The following is an 18,128-nucleotide window of genomic DNA, read 5'->3' as shown; positions in this document are numbered from 1 at the left end:
GGTCAGCCGCCAATCGATTCGTTCGACGGCTCAGTCCCCGTCGGCGGGTGCCTGTTTCGGCGGCGGGCCGCTCCCGTCGGGGTTTTCATCGTCCTTGTAGGTGATCTTCCACCCCGTGAGCCCCATGACCACGAGGATCGCCGGCGAGAGAAACCCCAGAAAGTAGTAGGGACCGTAGGCGAGCGGCGAGACGCCGAGGGTCGCGGTCATGAATGCGCCGCCGGCGTTCCACGGGATCAGCACGCTCGTGGTGGTGCCGGCGGCCTCGACCGCCCGCGAGAGGTTCTTGCTCTCCAGTCCGAACTCCTCGTAAACTCCTCGAAAGGTCATCGCCGGGATGACGATGCTCATGTACTGCTGGCCCGCGAGCCCGTTCATCGCGAACGCCGAGACGCCCGTACTGACCGTCAGCCCCGCGACGCCGTGGATGAACCCCTCGATTCCCTTGGCCAGCGCGGCCAACGTTCCGGTCCGTTCGAGCAGCCCGCCGAGCGAGAGCGCGACGACGACGATCGAGACCGTCCACGCCGAGCCGTTCAGCCCGTCGCTCGCGAGCAGGTCGTCGACCAGCGCCGTCCCCGTTTCCGGGGCGGTCCCCGACTGGGCGATCTGCCACGCCTCGGCGAACCCAACCCCTTGAACGAGCAGCATGGTCCCGACGCCCGCGAAGACCCCCGCGACCAGCGCCGGGAGCGCCGGATAGCCCACGAGCGCCAGCCCGAACGTGATCACGAGCGGGAGGAACACGAGGGGATTGACCTCGTAGCCCGCGAGGATCCCCGACTGGATGGTCTCGACCTGCTCTACTGGGATGGCCCCGGAGATCCGCAGGCCGAGGATCGAGTAGGCGACCAGCGCGATCCCCAGCGCGAGGCCGGTGCCCACGCGCATGGTGTTTACGTGTTCCATCAGGTCGGTGCTCGTGACCGCCGCGGCGAGGTTCGTCGTATCGGAAAGCGGCGTGATCTTGTCGCCGGTGTACGCGCCCGTCAGCACCGCGCCGGCGGTCATCGGCGCGGGGACACCTAACCCCTGTCCGATCCCCATGAGCGCGACCCCGAGCGTCGCGGCGGTGGTCCACGACGAGCCGATCGAAAAGGCCGAGACGGTCGTGATCAGCGCGGTCGCCGGCAGGAAGACCGCGGGTGTGAGCAGTTCAAGCCCGTAGTAGATCAGCCCCGGAATGGTCCCCGAACCGATCCACGTCGGGATCAGCATGTAGATCACGAACAGGATGAGGATCGCCTGGATGCCCATCAGCAGGCTGTCTGCGATCCCCGAGAAGAGCTCGTCCCACGTATATCCCAGCCAGTACCGACCCACCAGACCAGTAAGAACGCAGCCCCACAGAAGCGGCATGTGCGGGTCGAGCCCGAAGCCGACCGACCCGATCAGGAGGAAGGCGATCATCCCGATCACCGGGACGAGCGCCTGCCCCATCGACGGACGGCGCTCGGCGGGAATGTCCTCGTACGAACGCGGCATGAAGCCCATCTCTGCCATCGAGTGCGCTATGCCTTCGAGGAATAAATACCCATTCAAAGATAAACGACGGTGATATTGAGGCGTGCGAACGGGCGACTCGGTGGCACGGGTATATAAAGACGGTGCGATGGCTGTGGCGCTCGTTTCGTGGCTGGCGGCCGTAGGTGAACGCGCTATGAAGGCGCTCATCGTCACCACCGACGGGTTCGAGGACAGCGAACTGACCTACCCGTACTACCGGCTTCAGGAGGCCGGCCTCGACGTCGCACTCGCCACGCCCGACAGTGAGAGCGTCACGGGCAAGATCGGCGAGGAGATGGACGCCGACCTCGCGATTTCGGACGCGAGCGAAGACGAGTACGACCTACTGGTCGTGCCGGGCGGGCACGCCCCCGAGGACCTCCGATTGGAGGCCGAGGAGGCGGTCGATCTCGTCCGGGAGTTCGACGACGCCGGAAAGCCCATCGCGTCGGTCTGTCACGGTGCCCAGTTGCTGATCAGCGCCGACGTCCTCGAGGGCCGGGAGGTCACCGGCTACTGGTCGATCCGGGTCGACATCGAGAACGCCGGCGCGACCTTCAGGGACGAGGAGTGCGTCGTCGACGAGAACCTCATCACCGCGCGCTACCCCGACGACCTGCCGGCGTGGCTCTCGGCGGTTCTCGAGCGGGTCGAGGTCCAGCCCGCGGCGGCCGACTGACCTCGCGGTGATCCCGGTGTCCGAGAGCCGTCCGTGACCGTCGGAAGCTATGGACGGGTCGCCGCGATCTCGGTGATCGAGCGGCTGATCACGTCGATCCCGATACCGATGCTCTCCTCGTCGACGTCGAACGTCGCGGTGTGGTGGCCGCCGGGGTGGTCCGTACCGATCCCGACGTAGTTCGCATACCCGCCGTTTTTCTGGACCTCCTGCATGAGGTAGGTCGCGTCCTCGCTGCCGCCCAGCGCGTCCCGATCGAGGACCGTCTCGACGCCCGGCGTGGTGCGTGCGACCGCGCCGACGACCTCGACCAGCGTGTCGTCGCTCCTCGCGCTCGGGGCCTCGCCGCGCGTCTCCACCGAGACCTCACAGCCGTGCATCTCCGCGGCGTTTTCGAGCACGCGCTCGGCGCGCTCGCGCATGTACTCCATGAGTTCGGTCGTCTGGCCGCGCACCTCGCCCTCGATGTAGGCGTGCTCGGGGATGATGTTCGAGGCGGTGCCGCCGCCGACCTGGCCCGCATTCACTCGGGTCGCGCCGTCGTGGTGCCGGGGGATCGCGTAGAGGTTGCTCACCGCCGTCGCCATCGCCTGGACCGCGTTCTCGCCGGCGTCGGGTTCCGCGCCGGCGTGGGCGGGTTCGCCGGAGAACTCCGCGTGGAGGTGCGAGACTGCCAGGAAGTCGTCGATTCCGGCGACGACCTCGCCGGTGGGGTGGTCGAGGCCGATGTGGAGCGCGAGGAGATACTCGACGTCGGCGAGGTGGCTGCTCTTTGCCATCGCCTTGCCCCCGGCGATCATCTCCTCGCCGGGCTGGAAGAACACCTTGAGGGTGCCCTCGAAGTCGCTTTCCTTGATCGCCTCGATCACGCCCAGCCCGATGGTCGCGTGGGCGTCGTGCCCGCAGGCGTGCATCGCGCCCTCGTGTTCGGAGCGAAAGCCCTCCACGACGGGGACGTGCTCGTCGGCCCGGCTCTCTTCCCGGAGCAGGCCGTCGATGTCCACCCGGAGGCCGACCGTGGGGCCCTCCCCCTGCTCGACCACGGCGACACAGCCCGTGTAGCCGCCGTCGAGGCGTTCGAGGATGTCCTCCTTCGCGCCCGCCTCTCGGGCCTGTTGGAACCACTCGACGAGTTCCGCGGAGTCGGGGACGGCCAGCCGTTCGTCCGTGGCGATCGCCTCGCGTCCGACGTAGAGGTCGGAGACGCCGATCCGCTCCAGCTCCTCGACGATGCGGCAGGTGGTGTAGAACTCGCGCCACGCGGGTTCGGGGTGGCGATGCAGGTCGCGCCTGATCTCGATCAGGTGGTCCGTGCTCATGTCCGCGGGAAAGGGCGGCGGCTACTTAATTCAGGTCGATCCGAGCGGGCGGATCTGCTCGACCTCGACGCCGAGGTGGACGCCCGCCGGCAGGTCGCGGTCCGTCACCCGCCGGGCGACCTCGTCGTGGCCGACGATCTCGATGGTGCGCGTATAGACGGTGTAGGACCACGAGCCGAACGTCTCTCCTCCCGTAGTTCGTTTGTGCTGCGGGACGCGAAGCGTCTCGGGGGGGCTCGGATGGGGCCCCTTCATCTCCGCGCCCTTTCGCTCGACGAAGTCTGCGATCTCCCCGACGACCCGGTCGAGGACCGCCCGGTCCCCGCTCTGGAGCGTGAGTTTCGTGACGAAGGTCATGGCTGGGTTCTACCGACTCCTGACGCACGCAGGCATCAAAAGTCGACCGAATCACCGCACGCCGTGTTCGCGATAGAACCGTTCGACGCGCTCGTCGGCACACAGCGGCCCGTGGACCTGAAGCGACTTCACGCCGGGGTAGTTGTTCGCCTCGATGATCTCGAACTCGCCCTCGTCCGTCACCACCAGGTCCCACCCGACGTACGGGAGGTACGGCACCGAATCCGCGACGTCGAGCAGCCCCTCCCGGATCGCCTCCCAGTCGGGGATCTCGACGCCCGCGACTCGCGCCCCCGTGTCGGGGTGACTCGTGCGCCACGTGCGCTCGCCGTTCTCGGGGTAGGTCACGGCCTCGCCGAGTTTGCCCGTCTCGGGGTCGATCAGCGCGCCGAGCGCGCCCTGCGACCAGTTGTCCATCGGCTTTGTACTACTCGTCCCGATCCGGTGGATCGCCCGCGCGAGGAACGGTTCGTCGCGTTCGACGTCCCACATCGTCACCGCCCGGACGGTGTTGGTCGACTCGGAGTAGAACGCGTCGGCGTAGTCGGCCTGCTCGGAAAAGCCCGTGACGATGTAGTCGTCCATCCCCTCGAAGCGCTCGCGGAGGTCGCCCCGCGAGACGCGCTCGCCGTTGATCCGGTAGCCATCGTCGGTGCGCGTGAGCAACAGGACGCTGTGGCCGCCCCCGCCGATCACCCACTTCACGACGACCGTCTCGCCCGCGTCGAGGTCCTCGGCCCACCGGATCGCGGAGCGGGTCGGGCCGCGCTCGCCCGCCATCGAGATCGAGCGGAACGTGCCGTCGCTGATGATCCCGTGGAGGTCGGGCAGGCGATCGGAGAAGCCGCTCAGGAGGCCGTACAGCATGAGCTTGTTGTCGAGCGCGTAGCCGAAGCGGCCGTTGATTCCTCGGGTCCGGACGTAGCGCTGGTAGTCGGTGAGGTAGTCCTCGTGGCCGTAGGTCTCGAAGTCGTAGAGGACGGCCGATCGGCTCAGAAAGCCCCGCCGCCAGTACCACGCCCGTTCCGAGGGCGACAGCGACGTGAACTCGAAGCTCTCGCGTTCGACCTCTGCGAGCGACCGGAGCTGTCGGAGCGTGTGGTAGACGTCCTTCGGGGAGACGAGCATACGCCCACGTCCGCGTCACGGGGTTTAGTTCTTCGTCTGGTCGTCCCTCGTGGGTCCGGACTCCGATATTCTCTTAACTATCGGCGGGGTAGGAACGGTAATGACGGTAGATGCGACGAGCGCCGGCGCGATCCTCTTTCGGGATACGCGTGGACGGCGCGAGTACCTCCTCCTCAAGAGCCGCCCGGGGGACTGGGAGTTCCCCAAGGGCGGGGTCGAGGGCGAGGAGGAGCTCCAACAGACCGCGATACGCGAAGTGAAAGAGGAGGCCGGGATCGACGACTTCAGGCTCATCGACGGCTTTCGCGACGAGTACGACTACGTCTTCCAGGCCAACGGCCAGACGATCCACAAGACGGTCCACCTGTTCATCGCCAAGTCGTTCGAGGCGTCGGCGGAGCTCTCGACGGAACACCGCGACCTCCAGTGGCGCGACTACGAGCAGGCGGTCAACACCATCACGCAGGACGGCCCCCGGGACATCCTCGAGGACGCGCATCGCTTCCTCGACGAGAACGGCTACTGACCCCCGGCGAGCGGAGCCGCCGACTCCGCACAGCCGCCGGCTTGCAAGACGAGCGCTGAAACGTGCGGATGGCGTAGCGTTCCCATGACACCTCCTCGGCGGGCGATCCGATGACCGCCCGAACCGATTCAGGGACACCGATCGCGGAACGAACCCGTGGCTTCTGGGCGTACTATCGGCGCTATACGACCACGGCGATCCACGCGGCGGCGACGGCGGCGCTGACCGCCTTCGGCCTGTTGATCTTCATCGACCCCGCGTTCGCGTGGTTGGCCATCGCCTCCTACGTGTTCCCGCCCGTGGTCCTCTACGCGACCGGGCGCGACCTCGGCGGGGAGCCTGTGGACCCCGATGACCGCGACGACGCCGAGCGATCCGAGGACGCGGGCCGATCCCGGGAGCGCCCGCGTCCGGTCGCTGGCACCGATCACGACGCGGACGCCGACGGTTCGGATTCCGACGCCGACGCCGATGGCGCCGACGGGGACGGCCCCGACCGGAGTAGTGACGGGATCGATCGGGACACGGACGGTCCGGACCGTGATCACGATGGTATCGACCGGGACAGCGACGGGGACGACTCCGACACCGACGGCTCCGACGGGGACACCGACGGTGCGGACATCGACCGCGACGGGTAGGCCGGGTTCGAACGACTTAGGCCGGTCGGGGCCGATCCCTCGGCGTATGACGCGCGAGCGGATCGGCCACGAGTTCGGCTTCGAACTCCGGGTCTGTCGGTGGGCCGAGCGGAACTGGCCCCCCGATAGCGACCCCTCTCCAGTTATCGTCGCGCGCCAACTCGGGACCCGGAGCCGGCGCTGGGACACGGTCGTCCTCGAGGTCGACCCCGAGGGGCTGGCCCGACGCGAGCGGTTCGGCCGGGAGCGACTCGACTCGAACCTCCTCCACGTCGTCCGGAACGCGCCCGCCGAGTGGGAGTACTACCGCGAGGCGCTGCCCCACCCGGGCTACCCGTGGCGCTACGTCCGGGAGGCGATCCACGTCGCGAGCGATCGCGGGATCCTCGACACCCGAAAACGCGGGAATCGAATCGAGATCCGCCGGCGATACGAGTACCCCGAGTGGCTATCGGGAATTATCGCCATCGAGAACAAACCGGATCTGGACGCCAGCGCCGCCCGCGCGCTCTCGAACCAACTGGAGCGGGACGTCGCGCTCGGACTCGCCGACGAGGTCTGGGTCGCCACCCGCGCGACGGGCGACCGAGTCGAACCCGCCCTGCTGGAGGACATCCCCGTCGAGGTCGGCATCCTCGTCTTCTCGAGAGGCGAGGCGAGCGTCCGCTGGCACCCCCGTCGGCTCGCACCCGACGAACCGGGAACGCGGATCACGGAGCGCCCCACCGGGGGCGACCACGACCGTTCTGCCGCCCGATTCGAGTACGTCCCGCCCGAGGAGAAGGGTGCAAAACGCCTCGCGATCGCAGAACGGGCCTACGAGCGGGGGTGGCGCTCCTACGTCGACACGATGCGCCCTGACTGCCGCCATTTCGAGGGGCGGATCGACTCGGACGCGCTCGTGCCCCACTGTGTGGCGAAGGGGCGCGAACAAACCGCCGCCGAGTGTTCGGGGTCGTGTCCCGACTTCTCGCCCGAACCGCCCGCGTGGCGGACGAAGGGCTGGCCCATCGAGGGCGGGCCGGGCAAGGGTATCGAGAGGGTGCTCGAACGCCGCCGGGAACGCGCGCGCTCGGGGGCTACTCCAGTGTCTCGACGGTGACGTCCTCGCGGGGTGCGGCCTTCCGGAAGGTCGGGACGGTCCGGTACTCGACCTCGACGATCCCCTTTCGCTTCAGGCTCTGGAGCGCCGAGCGGACCTCGCCGGCCTCGGGATCGATCCCGAACTCCGCCCGCAGGTCCTGCAGCACCGAAACCACGCTTTGAGAGCGCTCCTCTGGACCCGCAAGTACCTCGAAGACCTGGCCCTGGAGTTCGGGCACGCGGATGACGGTACCCTCCTCGCCGCCCTCGATCCCGGGGTCGACATCGACGAGGTCCGCCGCGTCGGGCGTCGCTCGAATGAGGCTGTCCTCGTCGCGGTAGTAGTACTCAGAGAGCTCGGTTTCGAGGTACTGGTGGACATCGCTGCCGCTTTCCATCCCCCATCGCTCCTGAAGTTCGGCGTTCTTCGTCGGCTGGAGCGACACCACGTCCGCGAGGCGTTCCCGTGCCTCCTCCGAGAGTGTCATTGCCCGACGCTACGGGGAGGTGATACGTTACTCATTCGTTCTCCGATTGGCGAACGCTTAGGACACCGGGGCCCCTCGTCGGGCCCATGCCAGAGACCGTCACGATCACGCGGGAGGACGGCGTCGCCACCATCACCGTCGACCGGCCCGACAGCCTCAACGCGCTCAACGTCGCCACGCTGGAGGCGCTCGACCGGACCCTCGACGAGACCGAGGACGTCCGCGCGCTCGTCCTGACCGGCGCGGGCGAGAACGCCTTCGTCGCCGGCGCGGACATCAGTTACATGAAGGAGCTCTCGGTCGAGGAGGCGATGGCGTACGCCGAACTCGGCCACCGGGTCTGCGACCGGATCGCGACCCACGACGCGCCCGCGATCGCCGCGGTCAACGGGTACGCCTTCGGCGGCGGCTGTGAACTCGCGCTCGCCTGCGACCTCCGGGTCGCGAGCGAGAACGCCGTCCTCGGTCAGACCGAGATCGACCTGGGGATCGTCCCCGGGTGGGGCGGCACCCAGCGCCTCTCCCGACTCGTCGGGGACGCAGCAGCCAGGAGAATGGTCTTCCTCGGCGAGCGCCTCGACGCCGAATCCGCGGCGGAGATCGGCCTCGTCGGCGAGGTCGTTCCCCAGGAGGAACTCGATTCCGTGGTAGACGAGATGGCCCACCAGTTGGCCGCAAAGCCCCGCTTTGCGCTCGCCGCGGCCAAGGAGGCGCTCAACCAGGTCCACGAGAGCCACCAGTCGGCGGGGCTGGCCTACGAGCGCCGGCTCTGGAGTGGCCTGTTCGGGACCGCCGACCAGCGCGAGGGCATGGAGGCGTTCGTCGAGAAGCGCGACCCCGACTTCGAGTAGCTAGTCCTGCGGGGCGGGGTCGGCTCCCGCCCCGGAAGCCCCGGTTTCGACCGTCTCCTCGACCTGCGTGTAGACCAGTCCGAACCCGATCACCGCGAGCGCCGCGCCGACGGCGAAGGGCACGACGAAGCCGAGGCTCACGAGAAAGCCCGCCGAGAGCGGCCCGAGCGCGACGCCGAGGCCGAACGCCATCGTCAGCACCGACAGTTTGGTGCCCGAATCCCCGCCGGTCGCGAGATCGCCCGCGAGCGCGAGCGCCGGGGCGAACACCATCGCGCCGGCGACCCCCTGGGTGAGCCGGACGACCAGCATGAGCCACGAGTCCAGTACGATCCCCTGCAGCAGCGTCGAGGGCGCGAGCAACAGGAGTCCGACGAGGATGAACGGCTTGCGGCCCCAGCGGTCGCTGGCTCTCCCGATGGGAACCTGCAGGAAGACCTGCGAGATGATGAACGCCGCGAACTGCACCCCGAACCAGGTCGAGCCCTGTTCGAGGCGGGCGTTGATCTCGGGCTGGAGGGTCGCAAAGAGCGCGATCCCGATTGCCATGAACAGCGAGGCAATCCCGAGGGTGAAGACCGGATCGAGCCCGCCCTCTCCATCGAAAACGTCGATCGAGAGGTCCTTTCTGGCGCGTTCGAGCTCCGCGGGGTCCTGAACGAGTACGGAGACGAGCGCGAAACTCAGCGCGGCCGCCCCGGCGGCGACGTAGAAGGTGGCCTCGAACCCCGAGAGCTCGACCCCCGCGAGCGAGTACGGCCCGGCGTTGACGAGCACGCCGGCGGCGATCGGGCCGGCGCCGAAGCCGACGAGCCGAAAGGTGTTGTAGACGCCCATGTTGCCCCCGCGGGTGCCCGCGCCCGCGAGTTCGTTGACGAGCGCGACCGACGCGGGGATGATGAAGGCGATCGACATCCCCTGCAGGGCCCGCAGGGCGATCAGCGAGAGGTACGACCCCGCGAGCAGGTAGAGGAGATTGGCGGTCGTCAGCCCGCCCAGGCCGATCAGGATGTAGAGCTTCCGCCGGCCCGTCCTGTCGGAGACCCGCCCGGTGAACGGCTGGGAGAGGCTGCTGACGAACCCCACCAGCGAGAGAACGATCCCGATGATCATCGACTCCGTCAGCCCGAACGTCCGCCCCTCGACGAGTCCGCTCGCGATGTACAGGGGGAGGACGATGATGAGAAACGAGTTGCCGACGCCGTCGGCCATCCGGGCCATGGCGAGCGCGAGGATGCGTCGGTCGGTCTCGAAGAGCGCCACGACGGGCCTACGGAGTCGGGGGCTATAGGGATTATCGTAGAGACGCGGCGGTTTGTTCGGTAACCGACCGCCGTGGACGCTGTGGCCCGAAAACACCATCCGACTGGCTACGATACTCCCTCTATCAGCCTCCTGTTCGGCGAAGGGCTACTCCTGTCGGCTGTACGTCGTTGCAGATCCTCCCCGCTACGGGGCGGGGAGAATCGTCACACGGTTACAGCCGACAGTATAAGACGATCGCCGACATATGTGATGACATGGCACGTGAAGTCAAACTCAGCCGGGTCGACGACGAGTTGGACGAACTCTCCTATCCGATCCCCCGGGACGACGCCGCGGTCGAACTCGAGGGGGTGACGGTCCTGCTCGCCGACGGCGAGGCGAACCTCGGCGAACTCGTCTCCGAGACGGGCAGCGACTCGTATCGCTCCGCGGAGGACCTCAAGACCGAGATCCACAACTCGCTTCCCCGGGAGGCCGTCGGCGAACCCTACCAGTCCGAGGGCGAGGGGTGAGGCGATTCGGGGCGCTTAATTGGCTCGATACGGTAGGCAGGACATGGAATTCTGCGACGAATGCGGTTCGATGATGATGGGTCAGGGCGACGTCTGGGTGTGTAAGGGCTGCGGGCACGAACAGCCCAAGGGCGACAGCGCCTCGTACACCACGACCGCCGCCCAGGAGCAAAGCGAGGTCATCGAGAGCGGTGCGGAAAACAGCGGGCTGCCGACCACGAGCGCGCAGTGTCCCGAGTGTGGCAACGACCGCGCCTACTGGTACATGCAGCAGATCCGGGCGGCCGACGAGTCGGAGACGCGCTTTTTCGTCTGCACCGAGTGCGAACACAAGTGGCGCGAGGACGACCACTAGCTGCGCAAGGACTTTTTAGACACCCGCGCAACCCCTCGCCATGGGATCCGACGGCGATCCGCCGCCGACCACGGTCGAGTACGAGCCGGTGAGCGTCAAGGACCTGCTCGTCGAGATGAAAGACACCTCCGAACTCCTGATCGACCTCTCGTACTCGGCGGTGCTCCTGAACAGCGAGCGAATCGCCGAGGAGGTGCTTCGCCTCGAGGAGCGCATGGACGTCCTCCAGTTGCGCGCCCGGATGAGCCTGCTGATGGCCGCTCGCAACCCCGCCGACGCCGAGGCGCTCGCGCCCGTCCTGGGGATCGTAAGCGGCGCCGAGAAGATCAGCGACGCGACCGGCGACATCGCGAAGGTGGTCATGGAGGAGGTCGGCCTCCCCGACGCGATGCGGACCGCCCTTCCGGAGGCCGTCGAGACGCTCGTGCGCGCGAGCGTCGCCGAGGGGTCGGCCTACGCCGGCCGAACGCTCGGCGAGATCGACCTCGAATCCGAGACGGGGGTCCGCGTGATCGCGCTGCGTCGCGGCTCCGAGTGGATCCTGAATCCGGGTCCCCACACCGCCCTCGAAGCCGCCGACGTGGCGCTGCTTCGGGGGCCCGACGCCGGGATCACCGAGGTCTACGGGACGCTCACCGGCGAGGAGTACGCCCCGCCCGAACCCGTCGACTCCGAGATCGCGGACCTCGATCGGGCCGTGGACTCGATCATCCTGATGAAGAACCTGAGCGAACTCGCCGTCGACCTCGCGTACGGGTCGATCCTCTTCGACAACGTCGAACTCGCCGAGGAGGTGCGAAACCTCGAAGTCGAGGTCGACGCGCTGCGCTCGCGTTTCGAGGCGTGGACGCTCCGGGCGGCGGGCGACGCGCCCGACCCCGTCTCTCTCAGGGGCCTGCTCCACCTGGGCTTCAGCACCGAGGAGATCTCGGATGCGGCCCTCGAGATCTCGGAAGGGATCCTCCGGGAGATCGACGTCCACCCCGTCGTCGAACTCGCGGTCCAGGAGAGCGACGAGATCATCGCCCGCGTGACCGTCGATCCCGGGAGCCGCCTCGAGAACACCTCGCTCGTCGAGGGCGTCCCCGAGTCCGACGTGAGCATGAACGTGCTGGCCGTGCGCCGGCCCGAGGAGGGCTGGGTGCTGGTCCCCGACGCCGACACCGAACTCCAGGCGGGCGACGTGCTGATCGCGAAGGGGACCCGGACGTCCGCCGGGACGTTCCGGGATCTCGCGGCCGCGTGAGGCCCGGCCGGTTCGTCGTACCGTCGGCTGTACCCACCGCCGGGAACGAGTGGCCGAGACACCGCCGGAAACGGTCGGATCACCGGAGTCCCGATCGACGAGGTACAGCCGACAGTATCGGTTACCCGAACGTTCTCGGTAGGTTTAACATCGAATCGAACGACCCCCGACCATGGGCCCTCGGGAGGAGTTCCGGTCGATCTACCGCGAGGCGCTTCCGGTCCTGTTGATCGCGCTCGGCGGCGGCCTGTTCGCGGGCCTCGTTCTCGAACGGATCCTCGAGAGCGTCGAGCGGTTCCCCGGACTGCTCGTGATGGTCCCGGTCTTCCTCGCCACCCGCGGGAACGTCTACGGCGCGCTCGGCAGCCGGATATCGAGCGGGCTTCACCAGGGGCTGCTCGAACCCCGGTTCGAACGGAACGACCGACTCGTGAACGCGGTCGTCGCCTCCTTCGTCAACGGGATCGGCATCTCGGTCGTGATCGGCGTCATCACGTGGCTCGCGCTCCTGCTCCTCGGGTGGGAGTCGGCGGCGCTCTACGAGCTGGTCGGGATCATGCTGATCGCGGGCGTGCTGACCTCCGTCGTCATGATCGTCGGGCTCCTCGCCCTGATCTTCGCGGGCTACGAGTACGGCTACGATCCCGACAACCTCGTCGGCCCCTCGGTCACCACGCTCGGCGACGTCTTCGGGATGCTCTTCCTGTTGCTCTCGGTCGGCCTCGTCGAGGTGCTCGTCCCGTGACCCCCTCGGGATCGCTCGGGACGTGGGAGGCGAGGAACATCGTCACCACCATGTTCCCGCTGCTCGTGGTGCTCTCGATCGTCGTCCTCTGGGCCGGCATCACGCTCGAAGGCGCCGAGGAACTGCTCGAACGGTACGCCATTCTCGCCGTCATGGTCCCGACGATGGTCGGTCTGGGGGGCAACCTCGGGGCGATCCTCTCCTCGCGGCTCTCCTCACGGCTCCACCTCGGGACGACGGAGTTCGATCCCCGTGACCGGGTGCTGTGGGCCAACGTCGGCGCGATCCTCGCGCTCGCGGCGACCGTCTTCACGTCCCTCGCGGTCGGCGCCTATCTGCTGGGCGCGTTCCTCGGGATCGGTCTGCCGCTGTCGACGCTGCTTCTCATCTCGCTGGTCAGCGGCATGAGCGTCGCCGTGATCGCGATCGTCTTCAGCATCGGCGCGACCTACGCCTCCTACCGGATGGGGATCGATCCCGACGACACGACGATCCCGATCGTCACGAACGTCGTCGACGTCTTCGGGATGGTGATCTTCCTCGGCGTCTCGGGGGTAGTGCTTGGGTTCTAGGGCCGAACCGGTCGGGTGCGGTGGGCGAAACGGCCCTCCACCCGCGACCACCCCGCAGGAAAGAACGTCGACTCCGGAGGTAGCCGGGCGAGCCGTCCCGGTACCACCCACGAATTTCCTTAATAACAATAGTTATTTACCCACAATTAAAACTGGGTTCGTATCCCGCACCGGGCGCTCCGAGGTGGCCTATCGTGAACGCCGAACGCACAACCCAACCGGTTCATCGGATCGAGTACGACGAGCGTGAGGACCTCGCGTTCGTCGTGGTCGACGCGGTCGCGATCGCCTCGGAGTCCTCCCACGCCGAGATCGGCCCGCTCAACGACGTCCTCGACCCCGAGGCGCTCTGTGAACTGTTCGGTCCGCGGGCCGACGGTCGAAGCCGCGCCGGCGGCACCGTCTCGTTTCACCTCGACGGCTATCGGGTCACGGTCGACGCCGCCGAGCGCGAGGTCCTCGTCTACGGGTAGCCGAGCGGACGTCTCCGGATTTCTGGACAACCGTCCATCACCTGTCCGACCGAACCGGTAGGCTAATGCGTGTGTGTGTCGCTCACACGCTGTCATGGGCACTCGATTCGGCCTCAACCTGTTCAGCGATCGGACGCCGCCGTCGGCACGACGGCGCTATGCGCTTCACGTGGTCGTTTACGCCGCGATCATGTTCGCGTTGCTCTGGCCCGCGATCCTGCCGTTCAACCGGTTCGAACCGCAGGTGCTCGGGTTGCCGTTCGTGATGTTCTGGATCACGCTCTCGTTGCTGTTCGCCCTCGCGAACACGGCGGCGCTCTATCGCTACGAGTACCGGGTCGTGCGGGGTGGGTACGATGGTTGAGCGGACGCTGATCGTCACCGCCGTTCCGCTGGCGTACCTCGTCGTCGCGCTCGGGATCGGCCTCTGGAGCCGCGGGAAGGCCGATCAGAACACGACGGAGGGGTACATCGCCGGGGACCGGAACGTGAGCCTCGTCGTGCTGTATTTCATCATGGGCGCGAGCATCCTGAGTGCCTTCGCGTTCCTCGGCGGACCCGGCGCCGCCTACAGCGACGGCGGCGAGGCCTACTACGTGCTGGCCTACACCGGCACCGGCATGCTGCTGTGGTACCTGCTGGGCCCGAAGGCGATCCGCCTCGGGAGGAAGTACGGCTACGTCACGCAGGCCGAGATGGTCTCCGACAGGTACGACAGCAAGTGGCTCTCCGTGCTGATGGCGCTCGCGAGCATCGGCGCGTTCATCCCCTACACCGTCCTGCAGATCACCGGCGTCGGCCTCATCCTCGAGACCGCGAGCGACGGCCTCATTCCATACTGGCTCGCCGCCCTGCTTCCCTTCCTCGTGATCACGGTCTACGTCCTCTCGAGCGGGATGATGGGCGTCGGCTGGTCGAACGTGCTCCAGGGCGCGATGATGCTCGTCTTCGCGTGGTCGATCGGCCTCTACCTGCCGTTCGAACTCTACGGCGGGGTCGGCCCGATGTTCGAGGGGATCAACGCCGAACTGGCGAACCACCTCGTGATCGGCGGCACCGCCGACGGGATGAGCGTGCTCCAGTACTCGAGTTACGTGCTCGTCTCGACGCTCGGGTTCGTGATGTGGCCCCACCTGTTCATGCGGGCGTACACCTCCCGCGACGTGAAGACCCTGAAGAAGACGGTGATGCTCTACCCGCTGTTCGGCCTCGTGCTGGTGCCGATCCTCTTCATCGGCTTCTCGGGCATCCGGTACGCCGAGGTCGCGAACCCCGACAACATCCTGCCCTACATGCTCACCACGCTGGAGATGAACCCGTGGATCATCGGCTTCTTCTTCGCGGGCGGGTTGGCCGCGGCGATGAGTTCGGCCGACTCGATCGTTCACGCCGCCGCCAGCGTCTTCACCCGCGACTTCTACACCAAGGTGATCGAACCCGACGCCCCCGACCGACGGGCGACCCGGATCACCCAACTGGCAGTGGTCGCCGTCGTCGCGGTCTCCTACTACTTCGCCGTCGTCAGCAGCGTCGGCATCGTCGACCTGCTCGCGGGTGCCTACGGCGCGGTGATCCAGTTCCTCCCGCTGGTACTGGGAGCGATCTACTGGGAGCAGGCCACCAGGGAGGGCGCGATCACCGCGTTGCTCGCCGGCAGCGCCGTCACCGTCTACTACACCTTCTTCGCGGCCTCCCCTCTGCTGGTTCACGCGGGCTTCTGGGGGCTCTGCGTCACGACGGTCGTGTTCGTCGCCGTGAGCCTGTTCACCGAGGTCGACGACCCGAAACGGGTCAGGGAGTTCATCGAGGCGACGCGTCCGCAGGGCGAGGCCGTCGAAAAGGAGCGCTCCGCGGGCGAGGCGGTCCCCGCCGACGACTAGTTGCGCGCGAACACCAGGTAGCCCGAGTGGCCGACCGGCCCCGTGCTCGGGCGCGTCCCCCTGTCGTCGACGTCGAGTTCGCGCTGGATCGTCTCGACCGGCCGGACGTCCGAGAGGCTCCCGCGGGCCGCTTCGACGACCTCCCTCGTCGCTTCGACGAACGGCGAGTAGACCGCGAGGAAGCCCCCCGAAACGAGGACCTCGTCGGCCCGCGCGGCCACCGCGGGCGCGTCCTCGGTATCGAGCGTGAGGACGTCGAACCCCGAGCGGTCGTCGAGGTCGTCGGTCAGATCCCCCGTGCGAACGTCGACGCGGTCGTCGACGCCGGCCAGCCGCATGTTCTCGCGGGCGACCTCGGCGAACTCCGGGTTTCGCTCGTAGGTGACGACCTCGGCGCCGACCCGACCGGCGTAGGCGGCGAGCACGCCCGTTCCGGTGCCCGCGTCGAGCACCCGGTCCCCGCTTGCGATTCCGGTCTCCCCGATCACGAGGCCGATATCGCGAGGGAGCATCGGCGCGCCGGTGCGCTCGAAGTGGTTGAACAGGTCCGGTCCCCGGAGCCTGCGGACGCGGAACTCCTCGCCGAGGTGGGTCTCGAGAACGTCGCCCGGCCTCGCGTCCTCGGGGATCTCGACGACGCCGAGGTCGGTCTGGAGCTCCTCGCCGCGCTCGCGGAGGTACTCGCGGTCGCCGTGGGTCAGCAGGATCACTGGGGCTCGGATTCGAGCCGCTCGACCGCGCTCGCCAGGTCGCCGTCGGCCGCTTCGAGGGCGTCGCGTGCCTCGTCCTCGCTCGCGCCGGTCCGCATCGTCACGATCTCGATGTCGTCCGCCGGGATGTCCGCCCCTTCGATCGCCGCCTCGTCGCCGGCCTCGCCCGCGTCTGCCCCCGACTCGCGGGTCTCGGGTTCGCCGACGATCTGGTAGGTCTGCTGGCCCTGGGCGTCGATCCGGGTGACGTCGGCGTCCGAAAAGACGAGCTCCTCGTCGGGGGTCCGGATGACGATCTCCGTGGCGTCGATCTCCTCGGTGTCGATCCCCATCTGTTTCATCATCTGTTCCATCTTGCGCGGGTCGAGTCCGCCGCCTCCTCCGAACATACGCGCCGAGAGGTGGTGTGGGGGGAAAAGTATGGCGCTACTCGCGCTCGCCCTCGCCCTCGCGGACCTTCACGGCCATGCCGCTCTCGAACTCGCGCATGGCGCTCGCGGGCAACTCGGCGCGCCCGACCGCCAGCAGGTCGCCCGTCTCGTGGACGACACAGACCTCGTCGCCCGGTCTGATCTCGGGACCCACGTCCGAGACGAACTTCGCGAAGACGTTCTTCCCCTCCCGGACGAACGGCTCGCTGTCGTCGCCGACGACGACCCGTCCCCTCGGCGCGTCGAGCGCCTCCTGCAGTCGCCGTCCGCCCTCGAGTCCCAGCGTGAAGCGCCCGTCCGCCCCCAGCGAGACGAGCCGACCCGCGGGGGCGTGGACCTGTCGGGGACGGCCCGATTTCGAGCGCTCGACGCGGAGCTCCCCCGAGAAGAGCGCCTCGCCGGCCCCGTCACCGGACCGTTCGACGGTCCGGTTGGTCCGCGAATCGTCCGATTCGCGGACGCGGCCGAACTGGTAGTCGGCGATGCGCACCAGCCGCCTGCTCTCGTCCATTCTCTCGATGGTCGGGGCCGTCGTACAAGAGCCCACCGCTTCGCAGGTGTGTCACTCGATTACATGGTATCTGTTATCCGGCGTGTTTGGTGAGAATTATATAGCCCTCGTCCCTAGGGACGCCCAATGGCTTCGGATCAGACCAAGACCGTCGCGGGCGCGCTGTTGATCGTGGTCAGCGGGGCGCTCCTGTTCGCCACCGGCATGATCAACCTCTCGGTTCCGATCGCGCTCGCGGCCCTCGCGACGACCGGGCTGGCGATCGGCTCGCTCCTGATCGGCACGACCGGCGAGGGGCGACCGGTTTAGGGCGGTTACAACAGGAACGTCTCCTCGCGCTCGGTCAGATCGACGAACGAATCGGCCGCCTCGACCAGTTCGTCGGCGGTCGAGGGCCCGAGCGCCATCACCTCGACGCGCACCCCCTGGTGGCGCAGGTGCGAGCAGAGCCGGGAGAAGTCGCCGTCGCCGGTACACAGCACGACGGTATCGACGTGGGGTGCGAGGGTCACGGCGTCGAGGCTCATCCCGACGTCCCAGTCGGCCTTCTTCGAGCCGTCGCCGAAGGTCTTGATGTCCTTGATCTTCGTCTCGAAGCCGATGTCGATCAGCGCCTCGAAGAAACTCTCCTCCTCGGGGGCGTCGGCGCGGATCACGTAGGCGATGGCGCGCGTGAGTTCCCGGTCCTGGACCGCCTTCTCCAGCAGCGCGGAGTAGTCGATGTTCCGCGAGTAGAGGCTCTGGGCGGAGTGATAGAGGTTCTGCGCGTCGGCCAGCACGGCCACGCGCTGGTTCGGGTGGACGACCGTCATACCGGACCCTCTCGGGGCAGCGGATAAAACGCTTCGT

At 67.8% G+C, this 18,128-nt stretch carries 24 protein-coding genes; 14 read left to right on the top strand and 10 right to left on the bottom strand.

Annotated elements, in window-relative coordinates:
• Positions 1 to 30: 30 nt before the first annotated feature.
• Positions 31 to 1,503 (bottom strand): arginine/ornithine antiporter ArcD, encoded by a 1,473-nt coding sequence (arcD, locus tag QRT08_RS07855; RefSeq protein ID WP_286045385.1) that lies wholly within the window; start codon positions 1,501 to 1,503, stop codon positions 31 to 33.
• A 157-nt stretch (positions 1,504 to 1,660) separates the two neighbouring features.
• Here arcD and QRT08_RS07850 point away from each other — a divergent pair, with 157 nt between their 5' ends.
• The gene (locus tag QRT08_RS07850) at positions 1,661 to 2,185 is read left to right on the top strand and encodes a type 1 glutamine amidotransferase domain-containing protein (protein ID WP_286045384.1); all 525 of its coding nucleotides are present in this window, start codon (positions 1,661 to 1,663) and stop codon (positions 2,183 to 2,185) included.
• Positions 2,186 to 2,232: 47 nt separating this feature from the next.
• Here QRT08_RS07850 and QRT08_RS07845 read toward each other — a convergent pair whose 3' ends face one another.
• From QRT08_RS07845 to QRT08_RS07835, 3 genes are read right to left on the bottom strand one after another with little or no spacing between them, the layout of a single operon-like run.
• On the bottom strand, positions 2,233 to 3,504 hold the full coding sequence (locus QRT08_RS07845) for an amidohydrolase (RefSeq protein ID WP_286045383.1): 1,272 nt from the start codon (positions 3,502 to 3,504) through the stop codon (positions 2,233 to 2,235).
• A gap of 30 nt (positions 3,505 to 3,534) precedes the next feature.
• Positions 3,535 to 3,861, bottom strand: a complete 327-nt coding sequence (locus tag QRT08_RS07840) for an uS10/mL48 family ribosomal protein (RefSeq protein ID WP_286045382.1) — start codon at positions 3,859 to 3,861, stop codon at positions 3,535 to 3,537.
• A gap of 51 nt (positions 3,862 to 3,912) precedes the next feature.
• Positions 3,913 to 4,989, bottom strand: coding sequence for a sugar-transfer associated ATP-grasp domain-containing protein (locus QRT08_RS07835; RefSeq protein WP_286045381.1), 1,077 nt, complete (start codon positions 4,987 to 4,989; stop codon positions 3,913 to 3,915).
• Positions 4,990 to 5,089: 100 nt separating this feature from the next.
• Here QRT08_RS07835 and QRT08_RS07830 point away from each other — a divergent pair, with 100 nt between their 5' ends.
• The 3 genes from QRT08_RS07830 to QRT08_RS07820 all read left to right on the top strand — a co-directional run bounded on the left by QRT08_RS07830 (position 5,090) and on the right by QRT08_RS07820 (position 7,258).
• Positions 5,090 to 5,515, top strand: a complete 426-nt coding sequence (locus QRT08_RS07830; RefSeq protein WP_286045380.1) for a bis(5'-nucleosyl)-tetraphosphatase — start codon at positions 5,090 to 5,092, stop codon at positions 5,513 to 5,515.
• Positions 5,516 to 5,625: 110 nt separating this feature from the next.
• On the top strand, positions 5,626 to 6,156 hold the full coding sequence (locus QRT08_RS07825) for a hypothetical protein (RefSeq protein WP_286045379.1): 531 nt from the start codon (positions 5,626 to 5,628) through the stop codon (positions 6,154 to 6,156).
• A 46-nt stretch (positions 6,157 to 6,202) separates the two neighbouring features.
• Complete coding sequence (locus QRT08_RS07820) at positions 6,203 to 7,258, top strand: DUF5787 family protein (RefSeq protein WP_286045378.1); 1,056 nt, start codon at positions 6,203 to 6,205, stop codon at positions 7,256 to 7,258.
• Here QRT08_RS07820 and QRT08_RS07815 read toward each other — a convergent pair.
• The gene (locus QRT08_RS07815; RefSeq protein ID WP_286045377.1) at positions 7,236 to 7,727 is read right to left on the bottom strand and encodes a DUF5797 family protein; all 492 of its coding nucleotides are present in this window, start codon (positions 7,725 to 7,727) and stop codon (positions 7,236 to 7,238) included. The two genes, QRT08_RS07820 and QRT08_RS07815, sit on opposite strands and share 23 nt — an antisense overlap.
• Before the next feature lie 86 nt (positions 7,728 to 7,813).
• Here QRT08_RS07815 and QRT08_RS07810 point away from each other — a divergent pair, with 86 nt between their 5' ends.
• Entirely contained in the window at positions 7,814 to 8,578 is a 765-nt protein-coding gene (locus tag QRT08_RS07810) for an enoyl-CoA hydratase/isomerase family protein (protein ID WP_286045376.1), read from the top strand.
• Here the strand turns inward: QRT08_RS07810 and QRT08_RS07805 are convergent, their stop codons facing one another.
• Positions 8,579 to 9,799, bottom strand: coding sequence for an MFS transporter (locus QRT08_RS07805; RefSeq protein WP_369684826.1), 1,221 nt, complete (start codon positions 9,797 to 9,799; stop codon positions 8,579 to 8,581).
• A 299-nt stretch (positions 9,800 to 10,098) separates the two neighbouring features.
• Between QRT08_RS07805 and QRT08_RS07800 the strand changes: the two genes are divergently transcribed.
• The 8 genes from QRT08_RS07800 to QRT08_RS07765 all read left to right on the top strand — a co-directional run bounded on the left by QRT08_RS07800 (position 10,099) and on the right by QRT08_RS07765 (position 15,627).
• Positions 10,099 to 10,356, top strand: coding sequence for a DUF5789 family protein (locus QRT08_RS07800; protein WP_286045374.1), 258 nt, complete (start codon positions 10,099 to 10,101; stop codon positions 10,354 to 10,356).
• Positions 10,357 to 10,399: 43 nt separating this feature from the next.
• Positions 10,400 to 10,711, top strand: a complete 312-nt coding sequence (locus QRT08_RS07795; RefSeq protein ID WP_286045373.1) for a transcription factor S — start codon at positions 10,400 to 10,402, stop codon at positions 10,709 to 10,711.
• A gap of 40 nt (positions 10,712 to 10,751) precedes the next feature.
• Positions 10,752 to 11,957 carry a potassium channel family protein gene (locus QRT08_RS07790; RefSeq protein ID WP_286045372.1) on the top strand — a complete coding sequence of 402 codons (1,206 nt, stop codon included), beginning with the start codon at positions 10,752 to 10,754 and terminating at the stop codon, positions 11,955 to 11,957.
• Positions 11,958 to 12,129: 172 nt separating this feature from the next.
• Positions 12,130 to 12,702 (top strand): magnesium transporter, encoded by a 573-nt coding sequence (locus tag QRT08_RS07785; protein WP_286045371.1) that lies wholly within the window; start codon positions 12,130 to 12,132, stop codon positions 12,700 to 12,702.
• 50 nt (positions 12,703 to 12,752) lie between these two features.
• On the top strand, positions 12,753 to 13,274 hold the full coding sequence (locus tag QRT08_RS07780; protein WP_303650267.1) for a magnesium transporter: 522 nt from the start codon (positions 12,753 to 12,755) through the stop codon (positions 13,272 to 13,274).
• A gap of 194 nt (positions 13,275 to 13,468) precedes the next feature.
• Positions 13,469 to 13,747, top strand: coding sequence for a HalOD1 output domain-containing protein (locus tag QRT08_RS07775; protein WP_286045369.1), 279 nt, complete (start codon positions 13,469 to 13,471; stop codon positions 13,745 to 13,747).
• 94 nt (positions 13,748 to 13,841) lie between these two features.
• Positions 13,842 to 14,111, top strand: coding sequence for a DUF3311 domain-containing protein (locus QRT08_RS07770; protein ID WP_286045368.1), 270 nt, complete (start codon positions 13,842 to 13,844; stop codon positions 14,109 to 14,111).
• Positions 14,104 to 15,627, top strand: a complete 1,524-nt coding sequence (locus QRT08_RS07765) for a sodium:solute symporter family protein (protein ID WP_286045367.1) — start codon at positions 14,104 to 14,106, stop codon at positions 15,625 to 15,627. Before QRT08_RS07770 ends, QRT08_RS07765 begins: the two co-directional genes overlap by 8 nt.
• Here QRT08_RS07765 and QRT08_RS07760 read toward each other — a convergent pair.
• Genes QRT08_RS07760 through QRT08_RS07750 form a run of 3 tightly spaced genes read right to left on the bottom strand, consistent with a single transcriptional unit; the run spans position 15,624 to position 17,279 of the window.
• Positions 15,624 to 16,337, bottom strand: a complete 714-nt coding sequence (locus QRT08_RS07760; RefSeq protein ID WP_286045366.1) for a methyltransferase domain-containing protein — start codon at positions 16,335 to 16,337, stop codon at positions 15,624 to 15,626. The two genes, QRT08_RS07765 and QRT08_RS07760, sit on opposite strands and share 4 nt — an antisense overlap.
• The gene (locus QRT08_RS07755; protein ID WP_286045365.1) at positions 16,334 to 16,726 is read right to left on the bottom strand and encodes a nascent polypeptide-associated complex protein; all 393 of its coding nucleotides are present in this window, start codon (positions 16,724 to 16,726) and stop codon (positions 16,334 to 16,336) included. The genes QRT08_RS07760 and QRT08_RS07755 overlap by 4 nt, the downstream gene beginning before the upstream one ends.
• A gap of 37 nt (positions 16,727 to 16,763) precedes the next feature.
• Positions 16,764 to 17,279, bottom strand: coding sequence for a PUA domain-containing protein (locus tag QRT08_RS07750; RefSeq protein ID WP_286045364.1), 516 nt, complete (start codon positions 17,277 to 17,279; stop codon positions 16,764 to 16,766).
• A 126-nt stretch (positions 17,280 to 17,405) separates the two neighbouring features.
• Between QRT08_RS07750 and QRT08_RS07745 the strand changes: the two genes are divergently transcribed.
• Positions 17,406 to 17,588: a hypothetical protein gene (locus QRT08_RS07745; protein WP_286045363.1), complete on the top strand. Its 183-nt coding sequence runs from the start codon at positions 17,406 to 17,408 to the stop codon at positions 17,586 to 17,588.
• Between the two features lie 5 nt (positions 17,589 to 17,593).
• Here the strand turns inward: QRT08_RS07745 and QRT08_RS07740 are convergent, their stop codons facing one another.
• A complete protein-coding gene (locus tag QRT08_RS07740; RefSeq protein WP_286045362.1) occupies positions 17,594 to 18,091 on the bottom strand; it encodes a LabA-like NYN domain-containing protein in 498 nt (165 codons plus the stop codon).
• Between the last annotated feature and the right edge of the window lie 37 nt (positions 18,092 to 18,128).

It is taken from the genome of Halalkalicoccus sp. NIPERK01, from assembly GCF_030287405.1.
Taxonomy (GTDB): domain Archaea; phylum Halobacteriota; class Halobacteria; order Halobacteriales; family Halalkalicoccaceae; genus Halalkalicoccus.
This window is presented reverse-complemented; position numbering and strand designations above follow the sequence as displayed.